The sequence below is a fragment of the Rahnella inusitata genome (genome assembly GCF_018288855.1).
Classification (GTDB): domain Bacteria; phylum Pseudomonadota; class Gammaproteobacteria; order Enterobacterales; family Enterobacteriaceae; genus Rahnella; species Rahnella inusitata.
The window spans coordinates 3,113,957-3,138,015 of record NZ_CP065024.1 but is presented as its reverse complement, the minus strand read 5'-3'; the positions used below and the strand labels follow the sequence as shown (position 1 = coordinate 3,138,015).

The 24,059-nt window shown below is 54.0% G+C and carries 25 protein-coding genes, 1 pseudogene and 1 other annotated feature; of the genes and pseudogenes, 10 read left to right on the top strand and 16 right to left on the bottom strand.

Annotation, left to right across the window (positions count from 1 at the left end):
• The first annotated feature begins 14 nt into the window (after positions 1–14).
• From oppC to oppF, 3 genes are all read left to right on the top strand, one after another.
• Complete coding sequence (oppC, locus tag I2123_RS14670) at positions 15–923, top strand: oligopeptide ABC transporter permease OppC (protein ID WP_112165642.1); 909 nt, start codon at positions 15–17, stop codon at positions 921–923.
• A 71-nt stretch (positions 924–994) separates the two neighbouring features.
• The gene (gene oppD / locus I2123_RS14665; protein WP_244207746.1) at positions 995–1,957 is read left to right on the top strand and encodes an ABC transporter ATP-binding protein; all 963 of its coding nucleotides are present in this window, start codon (positions 995–997) and stop codon (positions 1,955–1,957) included.
• Positions 1,958–1,986: 29 nt separating this feature from the next.
• A complete protein-coding gene (oppF, locus tag I2123_RS14660) occupies positions 1,987–2,991 on the top strand; it encodes a murein tripeptide/oligopeptide ABC transporter ATP binding protein OppF (protein ID WP_056781023.1) in 1,005 nt (334 codons plus the stop codon).
• A 70-nt stretch (positions 2,992–3,061) separates the two neighbouring features.
• On the opposite strand, the gene I2123_RS14655 is transcribed toward oppF, so the two are convergent.
• The gene (locus I2123_RS14655) at positions 3,062–3,385 is read right to left on the bottom strand and encodes an HI1450 family dsDNA-mimic protein (protein ID WP_112165646.1); all 324 of its coding nucleotides are present in this window, start codon (positions 3,383–3,385) and stop codon (positions 3,062–3,064) included.
• 81 nt (positions 3,386–3,466) lie between these two features.
• A complete protein-coding gene (gene cls / locus I2123_RS14650; RefSeq protein ID WP_112165648.1) occupies positions 3,467–4,927 on the bottom strand; it encodes a cardiolipin synthase in 1,461 nt (486 codons plus the stop codon).
• Positions 4,928–5,207: 280 nt separating this feature from the next.
• On the opposite strand from cls, the gene I2123_RS14645 reads away from it, so the two are divergent.
• On the top strand, positions 5,208–5,390 hold the full coding sequence (locus I2123_RS14645) for a YciY family protein (protein WP_056780770.1): 183 nt from the start codon (positions 5,208–5,210) through the stop codon (positions 5,388–5,390).
• Here I2123_RS14645 and I2123_RS25505 read toward each other — a convergent pair whose 3' ends face one another.
• Positions 5,391–5,552 (bottom strand): YnfU family zinc-binding protein, encoded by a 162-nt coding sequence (locus tag I2123_RS25505; RefSeq protein WP_217204059.1) that lies wholly within the window; start codon positions 5,550–5,552, stop codon positions 5,391–5,393.
• Between the two features lie 112 nt (positions 5,553–5,664).
• Positions 5,665–5,961, bottom strand: a complete 297-nt coding sequence (locus I2123_RS14640; RefSeq protein ID WP_213050839.1) for a YciI family protein — start codon at positions 5,959–5,961, stop codon at positions 5,665–5,667.
• Positions 5,962–6,174: 213 nt separating this feature from the next.
• On the opposite strand from I2123_RS14640, the gene I2123_RS14635 reads away from it, so the two are divergent.
• The gene (locus I2123_RS14635) at positions 6,175–6,906 is read left to right on the top strand and encodes an energy transducer TonB (protein WP_112165653.1); all 732 of its coding nucleotides are present in this window, start codon (positions 6,175–6,177) and stop codon (positions 6,904–6,906) included.
• Between the two features lie 76 nt (positions 6,907–6,982).
• Here I2123_RS14635 and yciA read toward each other — a convergent pair whose 3' ends face one another.
• The 4 genes from yciA to I2123_RS14615 all read right to left on the bottom strand — a co-directional run bounded on the left by yciA (position 6,983) and on the right by I2123_RS14615 (position 9,380).
• Complete coding sequence (gene yciA, locus I2123_RS14630) at positions 6,983–7,423, bottom strand: acyl-CoA thioester hydrolase YciA (protein WP_112165655.1); 441 nt, start codon at positions 7,421–7,423, stop codon at positions 6,983–6,985.
• A gap of 74 nt (positions 7,424–7,497) precedes the next feature.
• Positions 7,498–8,037, bottom strand: a complete 540-nt coding sequence (locus I2123_RS14625; protein ID WP_112165657.1) for a septation protein A — start codon at positions 8,035–8,037, stop codon at positions 7,498–7,500.
• 99 nt (positions 8,038–8,136) lie between these two features.
• On the bottom strand, positions 8,137–8,889 hold the full coding sequence (locus I2123_RS14620) for a YciC family protein (protein WP_112165659.1): 753 nt from the start codon (positions 8,887–8,889) through the stop codon (positions 8,137–8,139).
• Between the two features lie 128 nt (positions 8,890–9,017).
• Positions 9,018–9,380 (bottom strand): YkgJ family cysteine cluster protein, encoded by a 363-nt coding sequence (locus tag I2123_RS14615; protein WP_213050838.1) that lies wholly within the window; start codon positions 9,378–9,380, stop codon positions 9,018–9,020.
• 292 nt (positions 9,381–9,672) lie between these two features.
• Between I2123_RS14615 and ompW the strand changes: the two genes are divergently transcribed.
• Positions 9,673–10,305 (top strand): outer membrane protein OmpW, encoded by a 633-nt coding sequence (gene ompW, locus I2123_RS14610; RefSeq protein ID WP_112165663.1) that lies wholly within the window; start codon positions 9,673–9,675, stop codon positions 10,303–10,305.
• 66 nt (positions 10,306–10,371) lie between these two features.
• On the opposite strand, the gene I2123_RS14605 is transcribed toward ompW, so the two are convergent.
• From I2123_RS14605 to I2123_RS14575, 6 genes and pseudogenes are all read right to left on the bottom strand, one after another.
• Entirely contained in the window at positions 10,372–10,686 is a 315-nt protein-coding gene (locus I2123_RS14605; RefSeq protein WP_056780743.1) for a BON domain-containing protein, read from the bottom strand.
• A gap of 230 nt (positions 10,687–10,916) precedes the next feature.
• Entirely contained in the window at positions 10,917–11,723 is an 807-nt protein-coding gene (trpA, locus tag I2123_RS14600; RefSeq protein WP_213050837.1) for a tryptophan synthase subunit alpha, read from the bottom strand.
• Positions 11,723–12,916 (bottom strand): tryptophan synthase subunit beta, encoded by a 1,194-nt coding sequence (trpB, locus tag I2123_RS14595; protein WP_213052526.1) that lies wholly within the window; start codon positions 12,914–12,916, stop codon positions 11,723–11,725. The genes trpA and trpB overlap by 1 nt, the downstream gene beginning before the upstream one ends.
• Positions 12,917–12,957: 41 nt before the next feature.
• Positions 12,958–14,322 carry a bifunctional indole-3-glycerol-phosphate synthase TrpC/phosphoribosylanthranilate isomerase TrpF gene (trpCF, locus tag I2123_RS14590; RefSeq protein ID WP_112165668.1) on the bottom strand — a complete coding sequence of 455 codons (1,365 nt, stop codon included), beginning with the start codon at positions 14,320–14,322 and terminating at the stop codon, positions 12,958–12,960.
• A gap of 3 nt (positions 14,323–14,325) precedes the next feature.
• A pseudogene (gene trpD, locus I2123_RS25500) lies at positions 14,326–15,929 on the bottom strand (bifunctional anthranilate synthase glutamate amidotransferase component TrpG/anthranilate phosphoribosyltransferase TrpD).
• 1 nt (position 15,930) lies between these two features.
• Positions 15,931–17,493, bottom strand: coding sequence for an anthranilate synthase component 1 (locus I2123_RS14575; RefSeq protein WP_213050835.1), 1,563 nt, complete (start codon positions 17,491–17,493; stop codon positions 15,931–15,933).
• A 53-nt stretch (positions 17,494–17,546) separates the two neighbouring features.
• Positions 17,547–17,649, bottom strand: a sequence feature (Trp leader region).
• 328 nt (positions 17,650–17,977) lie between these two features.
• On the opposite strand from I2123_RS14575, the gene rnm reads away from it, so the two are divergent.
• From rnm to rluB, 3 genes are all read left to right on the top strand, one after another.
• A complete protein-coding gene (rnm, locus tag I2123_RS14570) occupies positions 17,978–18,913 on the top strand; it encodes an RNase RNM (RefSeq protein ID WP_244879829.1) in 936 nt (311 codons plus the stop codon).
• 36 nt (positions 18,914–18,949) lie between these two features.
• Entirely contained in the window at positions 18,950–19,570 is a 621-nt protein-coding gene (locus I2123_RS14565; protein ID WP_112165675.1) for an L-threonylcarbamoyladenylate synthase, read from the top strand.
• 694 nt (positions 19,571–20,264) lie between these two features.
• Positions 20,265–21,182, top strand: coding sequence for a 23S rRNA pseudouridine(2605) synthase RluB (gene rluB / locus I2123_RS14560; RefSeq protein ID WP_244207745.1), 918 nt, complete (start codon positions 20,265–20,267; stop codon positions 21,180–21,182).
• Positions 21,183–21,267: 85 nt separating this feature from the next.
• On the opposite strand, the gene cobO is transcribed toward rluB, so the two are convergent.
• Together cobO and I2123_RS14550 are read right to left on the bottom strand one after the other, a co-directional pair.
• On the bottom strand, positions 21,268–21,858 hold the full coding sequence (gene cobO / locus I2123_RS14555) for a cob(I)yrinic acid a,c-diamide adenosyltransferase (protein WP_213050834.1): 591 nt from the start codon (positions 21,856–21,858) through the stop codon (positions 21,268–21,270).
• Between the two features lie 39 nt (positions 21,859–21,897).
• Complete coding sequence (locus I2123_RS14550; RefSeq protein ID WP_213052523.1) at positions 21,898–22,659, bottom strand: YciK family oxidoreductase; 762 nt, start codon at positions 22,657–22,659, stop codon at positions 21,898–21,900.
• A gap of 345 nt (positions 22,660–23,004) precedes the next feature.
• Here I2123_RS14550 and sohB point away from each other — a divergent pair, with 345 nt between their 5' ends.
• Positions 23,005–24,048 carry a protease SohB gene (sohB, locus tag I2123_RS14545; RefSeq protein ID WP_112165683.1) on the top strand — a complete coding sequence of 348 codons (1,044 nt, stop codon included), beginning with the start codon at positions 23,005–23,007 and terminating at the stop codon, positions 24,046–24,048.
• Positions 24,049–24,059: the final 11 nt, after the last annotated feature.

Genomic DNA, 24,059 nt, shown 5'->3' with positions numbered 1-24,059 from the left:
GCCGGAGTACGTCAATGATGTTAAGTAAAAAAAACAGCGACGTTGTCGAGAACTTCACCGAGAAACTGGAAGTTGAAGGCCGCAGTTTGTGGCAGGACGCGCGTCGTCGCTTTATGCATAACCGCGCGGCAGTCACCAGCCTGATCGTTCTGGCCTTTATTGCCCTGTTCGTGGCTTTCGCTCCGCTTTTATCGCAGTTTGCCTACGATGATACCGACTGGAATATGATGTCGGCCGCGCCTGATATGGCTTCACACCACTTCTTCGGGACTGACTCATCAGGCCGTGATTTGCTGGTACGTGTGGCGATCGGCGGGCGTATCTCGCTGATGGTAGGCGTGGCAGCTGCGCTGGTGGCGGTCATCCTCGGTACGCTGTACGGATCGTTGTCCGGCTATCTGGGCGGTAAGATCGACTCGGCTATGATGCGTTTGCTGGAAATCCTCAACTCTTTCCCGTTCATGTTCTTCGTTATCCTGCTGGTGACCTTCTTCGGACAGAACATCCTGTTGATTTTCGTGGCGATAGGCATGGTGTCGTGGCTGGATATGGCGCGTATCGTGCGTGGTCAGACCCTGAGCCTGAAACGCAAAGAATTCATCGAAGCAGCGTTGGTCAGCGGTGTGAGTACGCGCAATATCGTGTTGCGTCACATTGTTCCCAACGTTTTAGGTGTCGTAGTGGTGTATGCGTCACTGCTGGTGCCAAGCATGATCCTGTTCGAATCCTTCCTGAGCTTCTTAGGTTTGGGTACGCAGGAGCCGCTGAGCAGCTGGGGCGCGTTGTTAAGTGACGGCGCCAACTCGATGGAAGTTTCACCTTGGTTACTGCTGTTCCCGGCAGGCTTCCTGGTTGTAACTCTGTTCTGTTTCAATTTTATCGGCGATGGCCTGCGTGATGCCCTCGACCCGAAAGATCGTTAAGGAGTGCAACCATGAGCACCATTGAACAAATTCAAGCCAACGCGGCACCGGTTTCTGCCCTCAAAGGCGAGATGCTGCTGGACGTGAAAGACCTGCGCGTCACTTTCGAGACGCCTGACGGTGATGTGACTGCGGTCAATGATTTGAACTTCGACCTTCGCGCTGGCGAAACCTTAGGGATCGTCGGCGAATCCGGCTCCGGTAAATCCCAGACTGCGTTTGCATTGATGGGCCTGCTGGCGAGCAATGGCCGCATCGGCGGCTCAGCGAAATTCAACGGGCGCGAAATCCTCAATCTGCCGCAAAAGGAGCTGAACAAGCTGCGCGCTGAGCAGATTTCGATGATTTTCCAGGATCCGATGACCTCGCTGAACCCGTACATGCGTGTCGGTGAGCAGCTGATGGAAGTGCTGATGCTGCATAAACACCTCAGCAAACGTGAAGCCTTTGAAGAATCTGTACGTATGCTGGATGCGGTAAAAATGCCTGAAGCCCGCAAACGTATGAAAATGTTTCCCCACGAATTCTCCGGTGGTATGCGCCAGCGTGTGATGATCGCGATGGCACTGCTGTGTCGTCCGAAACTGTTGATCGCCGACGAACCCACCACTGCGCTGGATGTAACCGTTCAGGCACAGATCATGACGCTGCTGAATGAACTGAAAGCTGAGTTCAACACGGCGATCATCATGATCACGCACGATCTGGGCGTTGTTGCCGGAATCTGTGACAAAGTGCTGGTGATGTACGCAGGCCGTACTATGGAATATGGCCGCGCCCGCGACGTGTTCTACGAACCGTGCCATCCGTACTCTATCGGTCTGCTGAACGCTGTTCCGCGTCTTGATGCAGAAGGCGGCGCGATGATGACCATTCCGGGCAATCCGCCAAACCTGTTGCGTCTGCCAAAAGGCTGTCCGTTCCAGCCGCGTTGTCCGCACTCAATGGACATTTGCGCCACAGCGCCACCGCTTGAGCGTTTCGGTGATGGTCGTTTGCGTGCCTGCTATAAGCCGCTGGAGGAACTTGTATGACTGACAATACAATCATGGACAGCTCCGCGATGAACACTCACGCGCCGGAGAAAAAAGTCCTGTTGGAAGTGGCCGATCTCAAAGTCCATTTCGACATTAAAGACGGTAAGCAGTGGTTCTGGCAGCCATCTAAAACGCTGAAAGCCGTGGACGGCGTCACATTGCGTCTTTACGAAGGTGAAACGCTGGGCGTGGTCGGGGAATCCGGCTGTGGTAAGTCGACGTTCGCCCGTGCACTGATCGGTCTGGTGAAAGCCACTGACGGTCGCGTGGCGTGGCTGGGTAAAGACCTGCTGAACATGTCTGATAACGAGTGGCGTAAAACCCGCAGTGATATTCAGATGATTTTCCAGGATCCGCTGGCGTCCCTGAATCCGCGTATGACTATCGGCGAAATCATCGCCGAACCGCTGAAAACCTATAATCCGAATATGCCTCGTTTAGAGGTGAAAGAGAAAGTGAAGGCGATGATGCTGAAGGTCGGGCTGTTGCCTAACCTGATCAACCGTTACCCGCACGAATTCTCGGGCGGTCAGTGCCAGCGTATTGGTATCGCGCGTGCGCTGATCCTTGAGCCTAAGCTGATTATCTGTGACGAACCAGTGTCCGCACTGGATGTGTCGATTCAGGCGCAGGTGGTGAACCTGCTGCAACAGTTGCAGCGCGAAATGGGCTTGTCACTGATCTTCATCGCGCACGATCTGGCAGTGGTAAAACACATCTCCGACCGTGTTCTGGTGATGTATCTCGGTCATGCAGTCGAGCTGGGGACGTATGACGAGGTGTATAACAATCCTCAGCATCCGTACACCCGCGCGCTGATGTCTGCGGTGCCGGTGCCGGACCCGGACAAAGAGCGCAATAAAGTGATTCAGTTGCTGGAAGGGGAGTTACCTTCGCCAATCAATCCGCCTTCCGGCTGCGTGTTCCGTACACGTTGTCCGATTGCCGGACCAGAATGTGCGATCACCCGTCCGCTGCTCGAAGGCAGTTTCCGCCATGCGGTTTCCTGCCTGAAAGTCGATCCGCTCTGAGTCATTTTTGCCTGTCATGAAACATAAAAAAACCTGCCGCTGGCAGGTTTTTTTTCGTGCTGTGTTCAGGTTACTCTTTCCAGAGGATATGGCAGAGCTTGTGATCTTTTTCACGGCACAACAGCACGCGGGCAAAAATATCATTGATCGGCATGTCTTCCGCATCCGCCAGACCAATCACCACTTCCGCGAAGAAGTCAGGGTTCAAATCGAAATCCACATGTTCTACCCAGTCTTCTGCCGGATCATAAAGCTCGGCGCCGCCGCGTTCTTCAAATTGCAGATTGAAGATCAGGATATCCGCCGGATCCAGGTTATCCCCGGCCAGTTCCAGAAAGATATCGTAGGCTTGCTCAAGGGTTTCGTCTTCGGTCAGGCGATTATTCAGGTCCATAGCATTCTCGTTTACAAATGAGTGTATTCAGGCTTTGTCATAGCCGGTACTGCGCGTATTACACCACGCTCAACGCGGCTTTTACAGCAGCGGGCTGAAAAAGTAGAACAAACGTTCCACCAGGCGATGCCAGAAAGGACGTTTCAGCCAGGCCTCGACATCCAGCAGGTGCGAACGTGCGATGTAGTCGTCCTGAACGCGACCGAGATCGGCACCGAATCCGGCATCGTCGATCACCAGTGTGATTTCAAAATTGAGCCACAGGCTGCGCATATCCAGATTCACCGTCCCGACCAGGCTCAGTTGTCCATCCACCAGAATACTTTTGGTGTGCAGCAGGCCGTCTTCGAACTGGTAAATTTTGACACCGGCTTCCAGCAGCTCGTTGAAGAACGCGCGGCTGGCCCAGCCGACCATCATAGAGTCATTTTTAAGGGGCAAAATAATGCTGACATCCACACCGCGCTGTGCGGCGGTACAAATCGCATGAAGCAAATCGTCGCTCGGCACCAGATAAGGCGTGGTCATGACCAGCTGTTCGCGTGCAGAATACGTGGCGGTTAGCAAAGCCTGATGGATCATGTCTTCCGGGAAACCCGGCCCTGACGCGATAACCTGAATCGTATGGCCGCTTTCCTGTTCGAACGGCATTTGATTGGTATCAGGTTCCGGTGGCAGAATGCGTTTACCGGTTTCGATTTCCCAGTCGCAGGAATAAACGATACCCATGGTGGTCGCAACCGGGCCTTCCATGCGCGCCATCAGATCAACCCACTGACCAACCCCCGCATCCTGTTTAAAGAAGCGCGGATCGACCATGTTCATGCTGCCGGTATAAGCGACATAGTTGTCGATTAATACGACTTTACGGTGCTGACGCAGATCCATCCGGCGCAGGAATACACGGAACAAATTGACCTGCAACGCTTCTACCACTTCGATACCGGCATTGCGCATCATCGCCGGATACGGGCTGCGAAAGAACGTGACGCTGCCCGCTGAGTCGAGCATCAGACGGCAATGGATACCACGTCGGGAAGCCGCCATCAGCGATTCGGCAACCTGATCAACCAGACCGCCGGGCTGCCAGATATAAAACACCATCTCAATGTTGCTGCGCGCGAGTTCAATGTCACGCATCATCGCTTTAAGCACATCGTCGCTGGTAGTCAGCAGCTGAAGCTGGTTGCCTTTTACCCCCGCGATGCCCTGACGGCGTTCGCAGAGCTGGAATAAAGAGGCGGCGATTTCACTGGTTTCGGTGGCAAAAATCCGCTGGCAATCTTTCAGATCGTTGAGCCAGCGCGCTGTAGAAGGCCACATCGCTTTTGCACGTTCGGCGCGACGTTTGCCCAGATGAAGTTCACCAAACGACAGATAGGCGATGATGCCGACCAGGGGAATGATATAGATGATCAGCAGCCACGCCATGGCCGAAGGCACGGCACGGCGTTTCATCAAAATGCGCAGAGTGACGCCGGCTATCAGTAACCAGTAACCAAAAACCAGAAATCCGCTGATTACCGTATAGAATGTTGTCATAAAGGCGAAAAATCCTGTTCGCAAGCCATTGGCGTAAGTGTACGTGTTCGGGGAATTCTTTTAACCAACTTTTTCCCACCAATCAATCAGCTACCTCTGATTCTGTTAAAGATTGATAAAAATCCTCAGGGTGCTGATATCAAGGTTAGCTGATTACGGGGGACAAGGTGAGAAACAAGACTTGGATCACAACGTCATCGGCCTATAATGTCCCGGCTAAATTCTTCCGTTCTTATTCTTTCATTATTGAACAGTGACGGCCACCACGGGACACAGGTGTATGAAACGCAGTAAAAATGAAGTCGGTCGCTGGCGTATGTTACGCCAGACTCAGCGCCGGAGAAGCCGCTGGCTGGAAGGTCAGTCGAGACGCTATCGTCACATCTACCGTATTCGTCAAATCCACCACCAACAACATCAACGCCTGTCATTGTATGCCGTGAACTACGAATGGGGTTCATGATTAGCGGGATTTAGGCTGGAAAAGTGCACCACATTTCTTACAGACCAACGTGGAGTTTTTGCGAACTTTGGTGCTGATCTGTTCAGCAACATAACCGCATTCCGGACAGGTAACCTTCGTGGTTTTACTGGTTAGAAACTTCAGTCCGTCGAAGAATGACATAATGCTTACCTCATGGGCAGGGGTAAACATCCTACCACAAAAGCCATGAAAGCATTGTGACGGCTTTGGGGTTATTGCGCCACGACGGTTCAGGTCGTGACGCAGTTCTGTCTCAGAATACGCGTTTAAAGGGTTTCACGGTGACGGCTTTATACACGCCAGCCTCAACATACGGGTCAGCATCAGCCCAGGCTTTCGCGGCTTCCAGCGTTTCAAACTCTACCACCAACAGTGAACCGGTCATGCCCGCCGCACCGGGATCTTCACTGTCGATTGCCGGCGTCGGCCCGCCGATTAACACCCGGCCCAAAGCCTGCAATTTTTGAAGCCTTTCGATATGCGCAGGGCGGGCAGCCGCACGTTTTTCCAGTGAGTCGGATACATCTTCAGAATAAATAACGTAAAGCATGAGCCACCTTTCTTGTGATTTTAATGAGCAATCTTTCGCGATTTGGCGCGGGCAGACTGATGTGCAGAATTACCATAGCTAAACCTGAAGCCCGAAGAAAGTGCTTTGCGCGGGATCAAGTCAGAGGTTATTTGAGAATAGTTGTCATCTCGGTGTTGAATATGATTGCTATTTACATTTAAACTTGCGGCTTCACGGGGAAAAAGAATCATTATGCCGCTAAAAAAGTTTAGGTTTATTCGCAAGGTTTCTTTGCCGGTGGCGCTTTCCGTCGGCTTACATGCTGTAGTTATTGCCGCCGTGCTGTACGTCACGGTCAGTGACGCACTTAAATTGCCAGTGCAGGAACAGAAGGTCATGAGCGTGACGATGGTCAATCCTGCTGACTTTGCGCCGCCTCCGCCACCACCTCAGGCGGAACCGACACCACCGGAACCTGAGCCAGAACCGGAAGTGGTACCTGAGCCGCCACCGCCACCGGAAGCCGTGGTTATCCCGGAACCTCCGAAACCTAAACCGAAGCCGGTCAAAAAGCCGGTGGTGAAGCCGAAGGTGAAACCCGTTGAGCGTCCGGTAGAAAAACCGACGCAAACGGTGCAGACCGCTCCGGTGACCAGTAATCAGCCGGTGACGAAACCGGCCAGCCAGCCGCCAGCGTCGAGCAACACGCAAAGCACCAGCGGCCCGCGTCCGCTTGAGCGCGGCAAACCGTTCTATCCGGCGCGCGCCTTAGCGCTGCGCATTGATGGCCGCGTCCGCGTGCAGTTTGACGTGGACAGCGACGGTCGCGTAGAAAACGTGCGTATTCTCTCGGCAGAGCCGCGCAACATGTTTGAACGTGAAGTGAAACAGGCAATGCGTAAGTGGCGCTACGAACCCAAAGCGGCCAGTAATCTGGTGGTCAATCTGGTGTTCAAAGTGGAAGGCGGTTCTTCCGTCGAATAATCCCCGCAGTGTCTGCAATAAAAAAGGTCGCCCTCTTCAGGCGACCTTTTTCGTTTTCATGCATCACATCGCACAATTAATCCTGCGATACACCTTCTGAATCGACGCTGAAATTACTGCGTCCATCGGGAAGCTGGCGCGATTTGCCTGCTTCATCCACGGCGACATACGTGAAGACCGCTTCAGTGGCTCTGTAACGCTGCCCTATAGGCTCGGAAGAGACTTTCTTGACCCAGACTTCCACATTGATGGTGATGGAGCTGTTGCCGGTACGGATGCAACGTGCGTAGCAGCACACCACGTCACCGACGGCGACCGGTTTAAGGAACGTCATGCCGTCCACGCGAACCGTGACAACGCGACCTTTGGCGATCTCCTTCGCCTGGATAGCGCCGCCCATATCCATCTGCGACATCAGCCATCCGCCGAAGATATCGCCATTCGCATTGGTGTCCGCAGGCATTGCCAGCGTGCGCAGCACCATTTCACCATTCGGTAAGCTATGTTTTTCGTTCATAGAGAGTTGCTTCACAAAGTTCAATGACTTCAAAAATTAAGGCCTTTCAGAGAAAGGCCCGTGCAGGAGATCGCTTATTTTTTTTCTTCATCCGGCATATGCCGGTAAATATATACGCCGCTCAGCAGGGTAAATACCAGCGTCAGCGCGGTCAGGCCGAAGACTTTAAAGTTAACCCAGATATTTTGCGGTAACCAGAACGCGACATAAATATTTGCCAGTCCGCATACCAGGAAAAAGATTGCCCAGCTAACGTTTAGTTTATTCCACACGTGATCCGGCAGCGTCAGCTCTTTACCCAGCATGCGCTGGATCAGCGGTTTTTTCAGTACCAGCTGGCTAATCAGCAATGCACCAGAGAACAGAACGTAAATCACGGTGACTTTCCATTTAATGAACTCGTCATTATGGAAAACCAGCGTCAGGGTGCCAAAAACGGCCACCATCGCGAAGGTGATCAGCGTCATTTTTTCAATTTTGCGGTACATCACCCAGGTGATAATCAGGGCCAGTGCGGTGGCGGCAATCAATGCGCCCGATGCGACAAAAATGTCGTAAAGCTTATACACCACAAAAAAGACAATCAGGGGAAGAAAATCGAGGAGCTGCTTCATACTTCATTCCATGTTTTATGTATGGGATGACTATACCGGAATCATTTCGCGGACAAAAGAAAAGGGCGCCTGAGCGCCCTTTAAAAAAACATATCAATATTACACGCGTAATTTTGTGTAAAGACGGAACAGATAAATCAGTAATAACGCGGAAACCAGGTTGCTCAGCGCGCTGAGGATCACCGCGGCGACATCCGGGGACATCATCGACAGACGGCTTACCACCAGCAACAGCACCATTTTCGCCGCCAGCCAGAACATGATAGCCGGAACAATGAGACGCAGATTAGCGAAGGCCAGCTTGCTACTGACTTTGACGGATTTGAAAACGCCGAGCTTTTCATTCACGCACAATACCGGCGACAGACATGTCGCTACCGCCAGCACGATGCCCGGTACGACGAACAGCGTCAGACCGAGCTGAACCAGCAGGGTGCACAGAAGCATCAGGCCGAACAAACGCGGCATGACAGGTGCGGCTGCGCCGAGTGCACGAAGAGCGCTGGTGCGCATCCCGCCTGAAACCTGTTGCAGCAGAACCAGCATCCCGCCCACCAGCAGTACATTGCCGATCAGCGCAGAGAACGTCGCCGCCGCAGACACCTGAAGTAGCACTTTCTGCTGCTCCGGGGACATGCTCTGTACCAGCTCCTGAATGCTCATGCCGGTATTACTCAGTAAATCGTCGCTACCGGCGCTGAGCAGGCTCAGCTGATCGCTGCCCGGCATAAAAATCTGGTTCAAGATGACGGTAATTAATGCGGTCATGACAGCCAGCAGCAAAATGCTACCTAACTGATTACGCATAAAATTGAAACTGTCACGGTACAACGTACTGGCCGTGATAGGCATGAACGCTCCTTGGCAAAAAGCAAAAATCAATAAGACGGCGATTGTAACCTTTAAATGGGGATCGCCGATAGGTTTGCGCTGACTTCCTGTCAGTTTGCGTGACGAATCGCTGCCTGAGCGCGTTCGAGTTAACTGAAATTTGGAACCGGTAATTTCATCTCCAGCGCAGGCAACCCGTAATGCGCACGGGCGCGGTCGCAGGCAGAATTGCCGACACCGTTCAGACCGGACTGATCGAATTCGCGACAGGGCGAAGGGCGGTTGAGGTAAATGGAACAGGAAACGGACTGGCCGACTTCTCCTTCAAGGGCGATACAGCGCGGCGATTTGCTGTTGGTGCCTTGCATACAGCTTAAAAAGGGAGTGACTTGCTCTGTCAGCGCCTGCGGAACGTCTCCACCTGCAACCTGAGATTCAGCCCAATAAAAAGATACCCGGAAATACGCACAGCATGCGCCACAGGTCATGCAAGGGTTGTTCGTTTCGCTCATCTTGGGAAGTGACCGACTCCTTAACGGCACCAAACCAAAACCACAAGGAATAAGCAAAGTACGCAGCGGCGTTTTTTTAAGCAACAGATATTCGCGGCATTTGAGAAATAAACAAATCCCCTCGTTTTTGATGTAGATCAATTCCTTTGTTTTTATAGATTTAGATCGGATTGAGAAAGATGCATTTTCCCTAAATTTGTTTTAAAGATGTGATCCCGCAATGATCAAACCATACCAAAGAGTAGGTATCATTCGCGCGGTAAATCAATAATCCATACAAAGGGAAGGGACAATGAAAGCAGCATATTGGGCATTGGTCGCGGCAGCGGCATTTCCGGCAGTCGCGAGCGCACATCAGGCAGGGGATGTGATTTTTCGTGTAGGGACCGCCACTGTCCGGCCAACCGAAGGGTCTGACAACGTTCTGGGGCTGGGTTCGTTTGATATTAATAACAATACGCAGATGGGAATGACCCTCGGCTACATGTTCACCGATAACATCGGGATGGAACTGCTGGCGGCCACGCCTTTCCAGCACAAAGTCGGTCTTAAAAGCACCGGGACCATCGCCGAAGTGAAACAGCTGCCACCGTCATTAATGGCGCAGTACTACTTTGGGGATAAGCAAGACAAGCTGCGTCCGTACCTTGGCGTTGGTATTAACTACACCACATTTTACGATACCAATTTCAACCAGACGGGCCGCGATGCCGGGTTGTCTGATCTGAGTGTGAAAGATTCCTGGGGCGTGGCGACGCAGGCCGGTCTTGATTACAACCTCGATGACAACTGGCTGATTAACATGTCGGTGTGGTGGATGGATATCGATACTGAAGTGAAATTCAAAGCCGGTGGCGAGCAGCAAAACATCAACACCCGGATCGACCCATGGGTCTTTATGTTTGGCGTCGGCTATCGTTTCTGATTGTTGGGACAGGCATAAAAAAAGAGGCGCTCCGGCGCCTCTTCGCATTTCTTCAACCGACAGCCCTTACTTAAGGCGCATGTCGTTTTCAATGGAGCGAACACCGGCCACGCCGCGTGTCACTTCAACCGCACGGTTAGCATCCGCCGTTGACGTTACAAAGCCGCTCAGCTGTACGCGACCTTTAAAGGTTTCGACGCTGATTTCGCGTGATGCGATGGTTTTATCCGCCAGCAGGGCTGATTTTACTTTGGTGGTCACGACGGTGTCATCGATATAACCGCCGGTTCCTTCTGATTTTTTTGTTGGCGCACAGGCGGCAACGGCCATAACCACGACGGCTGCCATACAGAATGCGGACAAGGTTTTGAATAGCTTCATAAATAACTCTCCATGCTTTGTTATAAAACCAAAAGAAACGATCTGTTAAAACCAAACGGTAACTCACGCAAGCAATGCGGTCAGAGCCCGAATAATCATAGGCTTGATGAGTGAATTCAGTTTGGTTTATTGATGGCGTTTATACAAATATTTGGAGGGAGAAAAATCGTAAGAAATTAAAAAGAAACAGAACGTGAGCCATTTGACGTCTCACGTTCTGTTTATTGCACTTACGCGCGGGTGGCGGCTTTCATTTCACTGACGAAACGGGAAAGCTGAGCCAGCATTTCGGAAGGCTGATGCAGATTGTTCTCGATGATGCGCACAGTCGCAGAACCTGAAATTGCCCCGGCTGCGCCTGCCGCCAGCGTTTCTTTCACCTGCGAAGGTTCGGAGATCCCAAAGCCCTGCAACGGTGGCGCGGCGTGGTATTCACGCAGCTTATCGACCAGATGATTCAGCGGCGTGAGCGCGCGTTTCTCCGTACCGGTCACACCGGCGCGGGACAGCAGATACGTGTAACCACGGCCATGAGAGGAGATCTCGCGCAGCAAATCGTCTGAAGCATTCGGCGGGCAGATGAAGATCGGCGCGATGCCGTGGCGCAATGCAGCGGCGCGGAACGGCGCGGATTCTTCAAACGGTACATCGGCAACCAGCACGGAATCGACGCCCACTTCTGCGCAGCGCTGATAGAAGGTTTCGATGCCGTTGTGGAACACCAGATTGGCGTACATCAGCAGGCCAATAGGAATGTCCGGGTGCTTTTCACGAATGCGCGCCAGCATGTTGAAGCACTGTGTCGGAGAAACCCCGGCGGCAAACGCGCGCAGGTTGGCGTTCTGAATGACCGGGCCATCAGCCAGCGGATCGGAGAACGGAATGCCCAGTTCCAGTGCGTCGGCACCGGCTTCGATCAGCGTATCAATAATTGACAGGGACAGCTCAACGCCCGGATCGCCCAGCGTGACGAAAGGAACAAACGCGCCTTCTTTCTTGCTTTCCAGACGCTTAAACAATTGCTGATAACGTTCCATTAAATTTCTCCCCGGGCAGTCAGGATGTCATGTACGGTGAAAATATCTTTGTCGCCGCGGCCAGAAAGGTTCACCACCAGAATTTGTTCTTTCTCCGGCGTTTCCTTAATCATTTTCAGCGCATACGCCAGCGCGTGGGAAGATTCCAGTGCCGGAATAATCCCTTCATGGCGGGATAATTCTTTAAAGGCTTCCAGCGCTTCGTCATCGGTAATCGAGACATATTCCGCACGGCCAATGCTGTTGAGATAGGCGTGCTGCGGGCCGACCGACGGGAAATCCAGACCGGCAGAAATGGAATAGGATTCTTCGATCTGGCCCTCGGAGGTCTGCATCATCGGCGCTTTCATGCCGAAATAGATGCCGACGTGACCGTGTTTCAGCGGCGCGCCGTGCTGGCCGGTTTCGATACCCAGACCGCCCGGTTCAACGCCTATCAGTTTCACGCTGGTGTCTTCAATGAAATCTGCAAACATACCGATCGCATTAGAACCACCGCCGACGCAGGCAATCACTGCATCCGGCAGACAGCCTTCGCGTTCCTGCATCTGCACTTTGGTTTCTTCGCCGATCATGCGCTGGAATTCACGCACAATCGTCGGATACGGATGCGGGCCCGCTGCGGTGCCCAGCATGTAGTGGGCGGTTTCATAGCTGCCGGACCAGTCGCGCAGTGCCTCGTTACAGGCATCTTTCAGCGTGGAAGAACCGCTGTGCACCGGGATCACTTCCGCACCCATCAGACGCATACGGAACACGTTTGGTGACTGGCGCTCGATGTCTTTCGCGCCCATATAAATGCGGCATTTCAGGCCGAGCAGGGCGCAGGCGAGGGCAGAGGCAACGCCGTGCTGCCCGGCACCGGTTTCGGCGATGATTTCGGTTTTACCCATGCGTTTGGCCAGTAAAGCCTGACCGAGCACCTGATTGGTTTTATGCGCGCCGCCGTGCAGCAGGTCTTCACGTTTCAGATACAACCTGGTTTTGGTGCCGGCGGTCAGGTTTTTGCATAACGTCAGCGCCGTCGGGCGGCCTGCGTAGTTCTTCAGCAGATCGATAAATTCAGCCTGAAACTCCGGGTCGCGCTGGGCGCTGACAAAAGCTTCTTCCAACTGCGCCAGCGCAGGCATCAGAATTTGCGGGACGTACTGGCCGCCAAATTCGCCGAAGTAGGGATTAAGTAAAGTCATGATATTCCGTCCTGTCTGTCAATTTTTGCGTCATCGCGAAGGCGTTAATACGCCCGCAATGTCTGGAATACGGCGGTAATTTTTTCGGCATCTTTGATGCCCGGCTCGCTTTCAACACCTGAGTTGAAATCCAGCCCTGCGCAACCGAGTTGCGCCGCCTGCACGCAGTTGTCTGCACCCAGACCACCGGCAAGCAGAACGTTACTGAGATCCTGACCTTCCAGCGTGCTCCAGTCGAAACGATGACCGGTACCACCTTTGCCGTTGTCGAGGACGTAGCGATCCACACGATTGAGGTCACGCGCCGGAATACTGTCTTTCACGCTCAGCGCCTTCCAGATCTGCACGCCCGATGGCAGGGCTTCGCGCAGCGTGTCGATATACGCCTGATCTTCATCACCATGTAGCTGTACGGCAGTCAGATTCAGGGTCTGCGCGGTGTGTGCAATTTCTGCAACCGGCTGGTCACGGAACACGCCGACATATTTCAGCGGTGCGCCTTTCTGGACTTCACTGGCCTGATCCTGAGTCACAAAGCGGGGAGAGGCTTCGACAAAAATCAGCCCGCCGTAAATCGCACCGGCTTCATGTGCTGCTTTAGCGTCTTCGGCGCGGGTCAGGCCGCAGACCTTATTATCGCCAAGCAGAACGCGGCGAACCGCGCTGGAAAGATCGTCTTCTGACATCAGCGCACTGCCTATCAGGAAACCATTGGCGAAGCGGCTGAGTTCACGAATCTGTCCGTACGTGTTGATACCGGATTCGCTGATCACCGTTACCCCGTGTGGCACGCGCGGGGCGAGCTGGCGGGTGCGGTCTAAGTCGATGGACAAATCGCGCAGGTCGCGGTTATTGATACCGACCACTTTGGCTTTTAGCTGCACCGCACGATCCAGCTCTTCTTCATTACTGGCTTCAGTCAGCACGCCCATATTCAGGCTGTGTGCCACGGCGGCCAGCTGAATGTATTGCTCGTCGTTGAGCACCGACAGCATCAGCAGAATGGCATCGGCCTGATAAAAACGGGCCAGATGGATCTGATACGGATCGATGATGAAATCTTTGCACAGCACAGGCTGCGTGACTGTTTTGCTGACCAGCGGCAGAAAATCAAAACTGCCCTGGAAATATTTCTCGTCGGTCAGAACGGAGATGGCTGACGCATAGTCTTTATAAACGCTGGCGATTTCTACCGGATCAAAGTTATCGCGGATGGTGCCTTTTGACGGAGACGCTTTTTTGCACTCCAGAATGAAGGCGGTTCTGGCGCCTTGCAGGGCATGGTAGAAACTGCGCTGGCTCTGAGTGATTTCGTTTTGAAAGCTGGCCAGCGGTTGTTGTTCTTTACGCGCCGCGACCCAAATTTCTTTGTCGCGGACAATCTTGTGGAGCACGGTTTCCTGCTGCATCACTTATCCTCTTGCTGCCAATGCCAACACACGCTGGTAGGGTTCACCGCTGCGCATGGTGGCCAATGCCTGTTGTGCGTTTTGTTTTAAATCTTCCTGACCGAAAAGGCGCAATAACATCGCCACATTGACGGCTACCGCGGCTTCATGGGCCGGATCACCTTTACCTTGTAATAAGCGTGCCAGAATGTCACGGTTTTCTTCCGGTTCGCCGCCCAGCAGTGATTCAATAGGATAATTGTCCAGTCCGAAGTCCTGCGGCGTCACTTCATAGGTGGTGATTTTGCCGTCTTTCAGCTCAGCCACCAGCGTTGGCGCGTGGATCGCCACTTCGTCCATTCCGCCGCCGTGAACCACTGCCGCACGCTCATAGCCGAGCGCCCGTAAGGTTTCCGCGATCGGCAGCACCAGCTCCGGGCTGTAAACGCCAATCAGCGCCAGCGGCGGACGTGCCGGGTTGATCAGCGGGCCAAGCACGTTAAACAGCGTGCGGGTTTTTAGCGCCTTACGTACCGGCATCGCGTGGCGAAAACCGGTGTGATACTGCGGCGCGAACAGAAAACAGACGTTCAAATCGTCAAGGGCTGCGCGCGATTCTTCCGCAGGCATATCCAGTCGAATGCCAAATGCTGCCAGCAAATCCGAGGAGCCCGACCGGCTGGAGACGCTGCGGTTGCCGTGTTTCGCTACGCGGGCTCCACAGGCTGCCGCGACAAAGGCGCTGGCGGTAGAAATATTGATGCTGTTGGTGCCGTCGCCGCCGGTGCCGACGATGTCCGCGAACTGGTAATCCGGACGCGGGAACGGCTCGGCGTGGGCCAGTAACGCTTTCGCCGCCCCGGCGATTTCTTGCGGTTGCTCGCCGCGAACTTTCATACTGATTAAGGCTGCCGCTAACTGCGCAGGCTCCAGTTCGCCATTCACAATGGCGGTAAATAACTGCTGGCTTTCTTCCTGCGTCATCGTTTGTGCGCGATACAGATTCTCAAGAATGCCGGGGATAGTTTGCGTATTCATGTCCTTTCTCCTTACGCCAAAGCCCAGGCCAGTGTCTGTTCAAGCAGACGCGCACCCTGTGAGGTTAAAATGGATTCTGGATGGAACTGGAAACCGCAGACGCGATCTTCATCATGACGCACCGCCATCACCATGTCGCCGAAGCGGGCGTTGACCGTCAGCCCGTCGGGGATCTGGCTGCCGACCAGCGAGTGGTAGCGTGCCACCGGCAGCGGGTTGTTCATTCCGGCAAACATGCCTTCATTGTCATGGGTGATTGAAGAGGCTTTACCGTGCAGGATTTCCCCCGCCTGGCCGACAAATCCGCCATAGGTTTCGACAATCGCCTGATGACCCAGACAGATGCCGATAATCGGCAACTGGCCGCGCAGACGTTTCAACAGTTCCGGCATACAGCCTGCTTCCGACGGCGTACCCGGTCCGGGAGACAGCAACAGCACCGGTTTTTCCAGCTGGCTGAGTTTTTCAATAATAACGTCAGCGGGGATCTGATTACGGTAAATCACCACGTTGTGACCGCTGGCGCGCAGCTGATCGACGAGGTTGTAGGTAAAGGAGTCGACGTTGTCGATGAGTAAAATGTCGGCCATCTTAAAATACCTCTTTTGCATTGTGGGCAGTGGCGATGGCACGCAGCACGGCACGGGCTTTATTTCGGGTTTCATCGGCTTCAGCCTGCGGGACGGAATCGAGCACCACGCCGCCGCCTGCCTGCACGGTGGCAATCCCGTCTTCGACGTACGCAGAGCGGATAACAATGCAGGTATCCAAATCGCCGTGAGCGGTGAAGTATCCGACCGCGCCGCCGTAGCTGCCGCGACGGGTTTGCTCAGAGGCGGAAATCAGCTGCATCGCTCGCACTTTCGGTGCACCGGTCAACGTGCCCATATTCATCACTGCCTGATAGGCGTGCAGAACGTCGAGATCGCCACGCAAGGTACCGACAACGCGGGAAACCAAATGCATGACGAAAGAGTAACGGTCAACTTTGGTCAGGTCGGCGACGTAACGGCTGCCCGGCTCGCAGATACGCGCCAGATCGTTTCGCGCTAAATCCACCAGCATCAGATGCTCGGCCAGCTCTTTATGGTCGGTGCGCATTTCAAGCTCGATGCGGCTGTCCAGATCCAAATCCAGTGAACCGTCCGCGCGGCGGCCACGCGGGCGGGTACCGGCAATCGGATAAATTTCGATCTGGCGGTTGGTCGCATCATATTTCAGTGCGCTTTCCGGGGAAGCTCCGAACAGCGTGAAATCGTTGTCCTGCATGAAGAACATGTACGGACTTGGGTTATTGTTTTTCAGCGTTTCGTAGGCCGCCAGCGGAGAAGGGCATGGCAGCGAGAAGCGGCGTGAAGGTACCACCTGGAAAATTTCACCGGCGCGGATCGCGACTTTCATTTTTTCCACCACGGCGCCAAACACTTCATCACTCTGGTTCACGCTCAGCTGCATTTCCGGCACGCTCTGATGTGGAATCGCGTGCGGCGGCAGTTGCAGCTGATGTTGCAGCTGTTCAAGACGGGCATTCAGACGCTGCTTCTCATCCTTCGATGGCGTAAACAGGCTGGCCTGTAAGCGGCAGGTGCGGTTCTGGTGATCGAGCACCAGCAGCGTTTCCGCCAGATAGAAGCAGAAATCCGGGCAGCGCTGGTCGGCGTCCAGTTTCGGCAAATCTTCGAAACCGGCGACCAGGTCATAAGCAAACAGCCCGCCGAGGAACATCGCTTCACGCTCTTCCGCTGGCGATTCCACCGAGGTCAGAATGCTGCGCAGGGCGTCGAACACGGAACGGGAACGCAGGCGCGCATCTTCGTCCTGCATCTGATCAATGGCCGGGAAGGTCAGTTCGCGACCATTCGGGCGGACATCATTTTGAATTTCAGCGGGCAGCGCAGCATCAATCAGCGGCAGTAAAGACGCGCCGTTTGGCGTTAGCGCCTGCAGCGAAACCTGGGAACCCAGCGCGGTGATACGCAGGGCGCTGTCGACAATCAACAGGCTCTTCAGGTTTTCTTTGCTGGTCACTTCAGAGGATTCGAGCAGCAGCGTGGCAGGTCGTGCGCCACACAGCTGATGAAAAATGGCCGTCGGGTCGCCGCGGTAATTTCCCTGCGCGGTCAGCAATTCTAAACGTGGTTTTTGTTGAGTCATTTTGCTTCCTAAATTATCTCGACGTTTTCAAAAGGTTTTTCAAACAGACGGCCATAAAAAAGCCCGCATTATGCGGGCTTCGGAAATCTTGCAGCGTCTGATGACAGCTATGCGTGATTACTCCGCCCGACAAGGGGAAGTGCGCCACCAGCTGAGAACCGCCATCATTTGAATTTTCATCATCAGACACTCTTATTAGTTTGGGAAAGCTATCGTTTTAAAAAACTAAACTTTCTGAATCAGTTTGTCACGTCGTTGTTTAGCCGTTGCTCCGTGAACTTGCGTACTAGTAAACTAGTTCATGGATGTAAAGTCAACCCTCTTTTTACCCTGATTTCACAACTTTAGTGCATACAGATGTTATCGCACGGTTTCAGTGCGTAACGACCAGGTGAAGGTCTTGGGAAGATAGCCCTAACGTGAGCCGTCCTAACGCGTTATGATATGAACTGTATTCAGAAAAGGTTAAATCCCCGACGTGACGATGACTTCACCAACGACAGTTCAAACAACAGTGGCACCCTCAGCAGACGACCAGACCCTCAGCCCGGCTTTTACGATTTACGATCTCCACAGCCACACCACGGCATCGGACGGCTATTTGACGCCGGAAGCACTGGTGTCCCGCGCGGTTGAGATGCGCGTCGGCGTGCTGGCGATCACCGATCACGACAGCACCGAAGGGCTGGCGCGTGCGGCGCAGGCGATTGCCGAAAAGCAGTTACCGCTGGTGCTCATCAACGGCGTTGAGATTTCCACGCTGTGGGAAAACCACGAGATCCACATTGTCGGTCTGGGCATCGACCCACAGCATCCGGCGATGGTGAATCTGCTCAGCACGCAGGCGGATTTACGTCAGCAACGGGCGCAGGAAATGGGGCATCGTCTGGCCAAAGCCCGCATCGAAGGTGCCTGGGAAGGCGCGCTGCGTCTGGCGCAGGGCGGCGCGGTGACGCGTGCGCATTTCGCCCGCTATCTGGTGGAAGTGGGTGCAGCGGACAACATCGCCCAGGTCTTTAAGAAATTTCTCGCCAAGGGCAAGACCGGCTACGTTCCGCCACAGTGGTGTACAATAGAACAAGCGATTGATGCTATTCATCAGTCAGGCGGACAGGCCGTTGTCGCCCATCCGGGGCGTTACGATCTTTCCACCAAGTGGCTGAAACGCTTACTGGCGTATTTTGCGGAGCAGGGCGGTGATGCGATGGAAGTCGCGCAGTGTCAGCAGGCGCCCAATGAGCGTGCGCAGCTGGCGGCCTTTGCACGTGATTATCAGCTGCTGGCCTCGCAGGGATCTGATTTCCATCAGCCCTGTTCGTGGATTGAGCTTGGCCGCAAACTTTGGCTTCCCGCAGGCGTTGAACCGGTATGGCAACACTGGCCGCTTGCGATGACACAGCCTGAAATTGAGCCGGTCTGATGCCTGACCGGAAAGAATAAAGAGCGAGAGGGAACCATGAGTCAATATTTTTATATTCACCCCGAAAATCCGCAGCCACGTCTGATAAGTCAGGCGGTTGAGCTGCTGCGTAAAGGTCAGGTCATTGTCTATCCGACCGATTCCGGTTACGCGCTGGGCTGTCGTCTCGAAGAGAAAAACGCGATGGAGCGCATTTGTCGCATTCGTCAGTTAGACAGCAACCACAATTTCACGCTGGTGTGTCGCGATTTATCCGAACTGTCGACCTACGCCTACGTGGATAACGGCGCATTCCGCCTGATGAAAAACAATACGCCGGGCAACTACACGTTCATCCTGAAGGCGACCAAAGAAGTGCCGCGCCGCCTGATGAGCGAAAAACGTAAAACCATCGGTCTGCGTGTGCCGTCTAACCCGATTGCGATTGCCTTGCTGGAAGCGTTGGGTGAACCGCTGATGTCCACTACGCTGATGCTGCCGGGCAATGATTTTGCGGAATCCGATCCCGAAGATATCAAAGACCATCTGGGCAAACTGGTGGATCTGGTGATTGACGGGGGGTCTATCGGACAGCAGCCCACTACGGTCATCGACCTGACCGAAGCCGCGCCGGAAGTGGTGCGTGAAGGCGCAGGCGATCCGGCACCGTTTCGCTAAGCGCACATCCGTTTGATATTGTGTAAAATATAATCAGCCCGCAAACTGCTTACAGCAGACAAATTGCAGATAATTGTGTATAATGGCGGGCTGACTTTTTGTAAGTCATTGTATTGATAAGTATTGCTGTCTGGCGATGTGTTTTATCTGTGCATGTGTGGCGTAATCCCCATGCAGAAATAAAGTTTCCGCGACAGTATGTTTATCTCCCAAACTGAATTTTGACGGGCAGGCGATGATCAACATCGTGCTGGCCGCTCCCCCCGACGCCTGTGAAGGCGACAAATGAGGCTGCTCAATGAGCGAGAAGTATAATTCCCAGAAACATTCCAGTGACAGATCCAAACCGGCACGTTCACCAGGTGATAAGCCAAAAAGCGGCAGAAATTCCGGTGCAGCGAAAGCCCGTCCTGAACTGTCACGTGCAGAGAAACGCGGCGAAAAGCCACGTTCAGACAAGCCACGTAGTGATAAACCCAACAGCGACAAGCCGCGCAGTGATAAACCGCGTTCAGACAAACCTCGTTCTGATGCAGGTCGCGGCGATTCACGTACTGATTCCCGCATCGAAAAACCAGGCCGTGGTAAAACGCGTCCTGAAACTCCTCGCGGTGAAAAACCTCGTGCTGCAAAACCACGCGCAACCAAGCCGAAAGCCGACACCCTGTTTGATGAAACCGGTGACGACGAAGAAGTGAAGTACCAGAAGCCGAAGAACGCGCTGGACAGCACCGAAGGGCAAAGCGAAAAACTGCAAAAAGTACTGGCACGTGCAGGCCATGGTTCACGTCGTGAAGTGGAAGCGATGATCCAGGCGGGCCGCGTCAGCGTTGACGGTAAAATCTCCACGCTGGGCGACCGCGTTGAAGTTACCGGCGGCACCAAGATCCGTCTCGATGGCCATGTGCTGTCAGTGATGGAGTCTCAGGACACCGTTTGCCGTGTGCTGGCGTACTACAAGCCGGAAGGCGAGTTGTGTACCCGCAGCGATCCGGAAGGCCGTCCTACTGTGTTTGACCGCTTGCCAAAAATGCGCGGTTCACGCTGGATTGCCGTGGGTCGTCTTGACGTTAACACCTCAGGCCTGCTGCTTTTCACCACCGACGGTGAACTGGCAAACCGCCTGATGCACCCCAGCCGTGAAGTTGAGCGTGAATACGCCGTTCGCGTATTCGGCCAGATTGATGATGAAAAGATCAAACAGCTGAGCCGTGGTGTGCAGCTGGAAGACGGTCCGGCGGCGTTCCGCTCGATCAAATTCCAGGGCGGTGAAGGTCTGAACCAGTGGTACAACGTGACCCTGACCGAAGGCCGTAACCGTGAAGTGCGTCGTCTGTGGGAAGCTGTGGGCGTTCAGGTCAGCCGTCTGATCCGCGTCCGTTACGGTGATCTGAATCTGCCAAAAGGCCTGCCTCGCGGCGGTTATAAAGAGCTGGATCTGCCGGACATCAACTACCTGCGTACGCTGGTCGAAATGAACGAAGAAACGGTCAGCAAAATGCCGGTAGAACGCGATCGTCGCCGTGTGAAAGCCAACCAGATCCGTCGCGCCGTTAAGCGCCACACTCAGGTTGCTCCCGCGCGTCGTAACGCTCCGGCCAAAAGAGGCTAATCGCCAGCCTGGCGATACCGTTTCGAATGAGCTGATGAACCGCAGTCAATGACTGCGGTTTTTTTTTGCTCTCAGAAAACGGCCCTTACCAGTCAATTCCCTGTTGCGCCATGATGCCCGCGTCAAAGGCATGCTTCACCGGACGCAGTTCGCTGACGGTGTCCGCCATTTCCAGTAAATCGCGATGACAGCCGCGACCGGTAATGATGACCGTCTGATGTGCCGGACGCGCTTTCAGCGCATCTGCCACATCCTGTAATTCCAGATAGCCGAAACTGACCATGTACGTCAGCTCATCAAGCACAACGAGATCCAACGACGCATCGGCCAGCATGCGCTTTCCATGCTGCCACACGGCCTGACAGGCCTGTGTATCGGTCTCTTTATTCTGGGTTTCCCAGGTAAAACCGGTCGACATCACCTGAAACTCGACGCCGTGCGGTTCAAGCAAATTTTTTTCACCGTTCGGCCATTCGCCTTTGATGAACTGAATCACCGCCGCGCGCATGCCGTGGCCGACCGAACGTGTCACGGTGCCAAAAGCCGCCGTGGTTTTGCCTTTGCCGTTGCCGGTGAAGACAATCAAAATTCCGCGCTGTTCTTTGGCGGCGTCAATGCGTGCATCGACCTGTTCTTTCAGCTTTTGCTGGCGCTGCTTGTGGCGATCTTCGGTCATGAACGGCTCCGTCTTTGGGGTCAGGGCAATCGGCTAAGACTATTCGGCAGGGCCTGCTTTACGGCCTGGCTGGGCATCAAAACTGATCCCCGTTTTGCGGCGGCTGTCATCACCCATAAGATACAAATACAGCGGCATGATATCGGCCGGCGTCTTGAGTTTGTCTTTGTTTTCATCAGGAAACGCCGAAGCACGCATTCCGGTGCGCGTGCCGCCAGGATTGATGCAGTTAACGCGCAGCCCGGTGTGTTTATGCTCTTCGGCCAGCACCTGCATCATACCTTCTGTGGCAAATTTCGAGACTGCGTACGCGCCCCATCCGCTGCGGCCTTCGCGTCCGACGCTTGAGGTGGTGAACACTAGCGACGAACTGGCAGATTTCTGCAACAGCGGCAATAACGCCTGGGTCAACATAAAAGTGGCATTGACGTTCACCTGCATCACGTTTATCCAGTCCTGCAATTTGATGTCGGCCATCGGCGTAATTTCTGTCAGCAGCCCGGCGTTGTGCAACACGCCGTCAAGATGCGGCACCCATTGCGCAATCTGATCGGCAACGCGCTGGCAATCCTGCTGGCTGGCGGTCAGTAAATCCAGGGAATAAATGAAAGCGGGGCGGAGGTTTCGCGCCGCGATTTCCTGCTGCACGCTCGCCAGTTTACTCTCGGTGCGGCCCAGTAAAATCACCTGTGCGCCAAAGCGCGCGTAGGTGAGGGCGGCTTCGCGGCCTATGCCGTCGCCTGCGCCGGTGATCAGAATAATGCGGTTGTTCAGTAAGTCAGATTTCGGATGATAGTGCACGTTCAGTCCTCGTAAACGGATCGGGATGCGGCGGCAAATGGCCGTCGTCACATCACTGGCTCGATAAAACAAAAGGCCGGAAATGGGAGGTGTTGCGCTCAACCATCGCCCGGCATTTCGGCGGAAATGTGGGGTGTTTCTGGTGTGATCACCGGTTATATGCCTGAAATGAACATGAGTTTCAATGATTAACCCAAAAACAGGCAGCTCTTTTGTAACAAAATTGGAACAGATGCGCACCCGTCTTTACCTCTGACTGACAATGACATATTCAAACAAGACGCGGATGCGGGGATTGTCTAGAATGTTCACCTCTTTCTTACCACAGTGAATAGGCAGGTTTTTGTGGATTTACTTTCTCTTTATGGGCTGTTTTTAGCCAAAGTTGTTACCGTGGTGATCGCCATCGGCGCACTGGTGGTGTTAGTCATTGGGCTTCGTCAGCGTAAAGCTCACAGCAAAGGCGAATTACAGCTGATTGATCTCGGCGAGCAATATCGTGAGATGCAGCGTGAAATGCGCTCTGCACGGCTGAACCCGGCGGAGCAAAAACTGCGCAGCAAAGAGTTAAAGAAAAAGGACAAAGCAGAAGCCAAACAGAAGAAATTGCAGGCGAAAACAGGCGCAAGTAAAAGTAAGCCATGCCTGTATGTCCTGGATTTTAAAGGCAGTATGGATGCCCATGAAGTCACGTCTCTGCGCGAAGAAATTTCAGCGGTGCTGGCCGTTGCCACGCCGGAAGACGAAGTGCTGCTGCGCCTGGAAAGTCCGGGCGGGGTGGTACACGGTTACGGTCTGGCAGCATCGCAACTGGTTCGCCTGCGTCAGGGCGGTATACGCCTGACGGTCGCAGTGGATAAAGTGGCCGCCAGCGGGGGCTATATGATGGCCTGTGTGGCTGACCGAATTGTCGCGGCACCGTTTGCTATCATCGGTTCCATCGGCGTGGTGGCGCAGATCCCTAACTTTAACCGGTTGCTGAAAAAGAACGACATTGATATAGAATTGCACACGGCGGGCGAATTTAAACGCACGCTGACCTTGCTCGGTGAAAACACCGACGAAGGCCGTGAAAAATTCCGTGAAGATCTGAACGAAACGCATGTGTTATTCAAAGAGTTTGTGCATCAGAATCGTCCGTCACTGGACATTGATGCGGTGGCCACCGGTGAACACTGGTTTGGTACGCAGGCGCGTGAAAATGGCCTGATTGATGCTGTCGGTACCAGCGATGATTTGCTGATCGCCGAAATGAAAAATCATGAAGTGATTGCGGTGCGTTATGCGCGTCGCAAACGCATGATGGACAGGTTCACCGGCAGCGCGGCAGAAAGTGCTGACCGCCTGTTCCTGCGCTGGTTGCAGCGTAGTCAGAAACCGCTGCTGTAAACGGTAAATGA

Excerpts from the sequence above, each read along its gene's own strand:
- oppC (WP_112165642.1), top strand. The coding sequence starts at position 15 with ATGATGTTAAGTAAAAAAAACAGCGACGTTGTCGAGAACTTCACCGAG.
- oppD (WP_244207746.1), top strand. The coding sequence starts at position 995 with ATGCTGCTGGACGTGAAAGACCTGCGCGTCACTTTCGAGACGCCTGAC.
- oppF (WP_056781023.1), top strand. The coding sequence starts at position 1,987 with ATGAACACTCACGCGCCGGAGAAAAAAGTCCTGTTGGAAGTGGCCGAT.
- I2123_RS14655 (WP_112165646.1), bottom strand. The coding sequence starts at position 3,385 with ATGGACCTGAATAATCGCCTGACCGAAGACGAAACCCTTGAGCAAGCC.
- cls (WP_112165648.1), bottom strand. The coding sequence starts at position 4,927 with ATGACAACATTCTATACGGTAATCAGCGGATTTCTGGTTTTTGGTTAC.
- I2123_RS14645 (WP_056780770.1), top strand. The coding sequence starts at position 5,208 with ATGAAACGCAGTAAAAATGAAGTCGGTCGCTGGCGTATGTTACGCCAG.
- I2123_RS25505 (WP_217204059.1), bottom strand. The coding sequence starts at position 5,552 with ATGTCATTCTTCGACGGACTGAAGTTTCTAACCAGTAAAACCACGAAG.
- I2123_RS14640 (WP_213050839.1), bottom strand. The coding sequence starts at position 5,961 with ATGCTTTACGTTATTTATTCTGAAGATGTATCCGACTCACTGGAAAAA.
- I2123_RS14635 (WP_112165653.1), top strand. The coding sequence starts at position 6,175 with ATGCCGCTAAAAAAGTTTAGGTTTATTCGCAAGGTTTCTTTGCCGGTG.
- yciA (WP_112165655.1), bottom strand. The coding sequence starts at position 7,423 with ATGAACGAAAAACATAGCTTACCGAATGGTGAAATGGTGCTGCGCACG.
- I2123_RS14625 (WP_112165657.1), bottom strand. The coding sequence starts at position 8,037 with ATGAAGCAGCTCCTCGATTTTCTTCCCCTGATTGTCTTTTTTGTGGTG.
- I2123_RS14620 (WP_112165659.1), bottom strand. The coding sequence starts at position 8,889 with ATGCCTATCACGGCCAGTACGTTGTACCGTGACAGTTTCAATTTTATG.
- I2123_RS14615 (WP_213050838.1), bottom strand. The coding sequence starts at position 9,380 with ATGAGCGAAACGAACAACCCTTGCATGACCTGTGGCGCATGCTGTGCG.
- ompW (WP_112165663.1), top strand. The coding sequence starts at position 9,673 with ATGAAAGCAGCATATTGGGCATTGGTCGCGGCAGCGGCATTTCCGGCA.
- I2123_RS14605 (WP_056780743.1), bottom strand. The coding sequence starts at position 10,686 with ATGAAGCTATTCAAAACCTTGTCCGCATTCTGTATGGCAGCCGTCGTG.
- trpA (WP_213050837.1), bottom strand. The coding sequence starts at position 11,723 with ATGGAACGTTATCAGCAATTGTTTAAGCGTCTGGAAAGCAAGAAAGAA.
- trpCF (WP_112165668.1), bottom strand. The coding sequence starts at position 14,322 with ATGCAGCAGGAAACCGTGCTCCACAAGATTGTCCGCGACAAAGAAATT.
- I2123_RS14575 (WP_213050835.1), bottom strand. The coding sequence starts at position 17,493 with ATGACTCAACAAAAACCACGTTTAGAATTGCTGACCGCGCAGGGAAAT.
- rnm (WP_244879829.1), top strand. The coding sequence starts at position 17,978 with ATGACTTCACCAACGACAGTTCAAACAACAGTGGCACCCTCAGCAGAC.
- I2123_RS14565 (WP_112165675.1), top strand. The coding sequence starts at position 18,950 with ATGAGTCAATATTTTTATATTCACCCCGAAAATCCGCAGCCACGTCTG.
- cobO (WP_213050834.1), bottom strand. The coding sequence starts at position 21,858 with ATGACCGAAGATCGCCACAAGCAGCGCCAGCAAAAGCTGAAAGAACAG.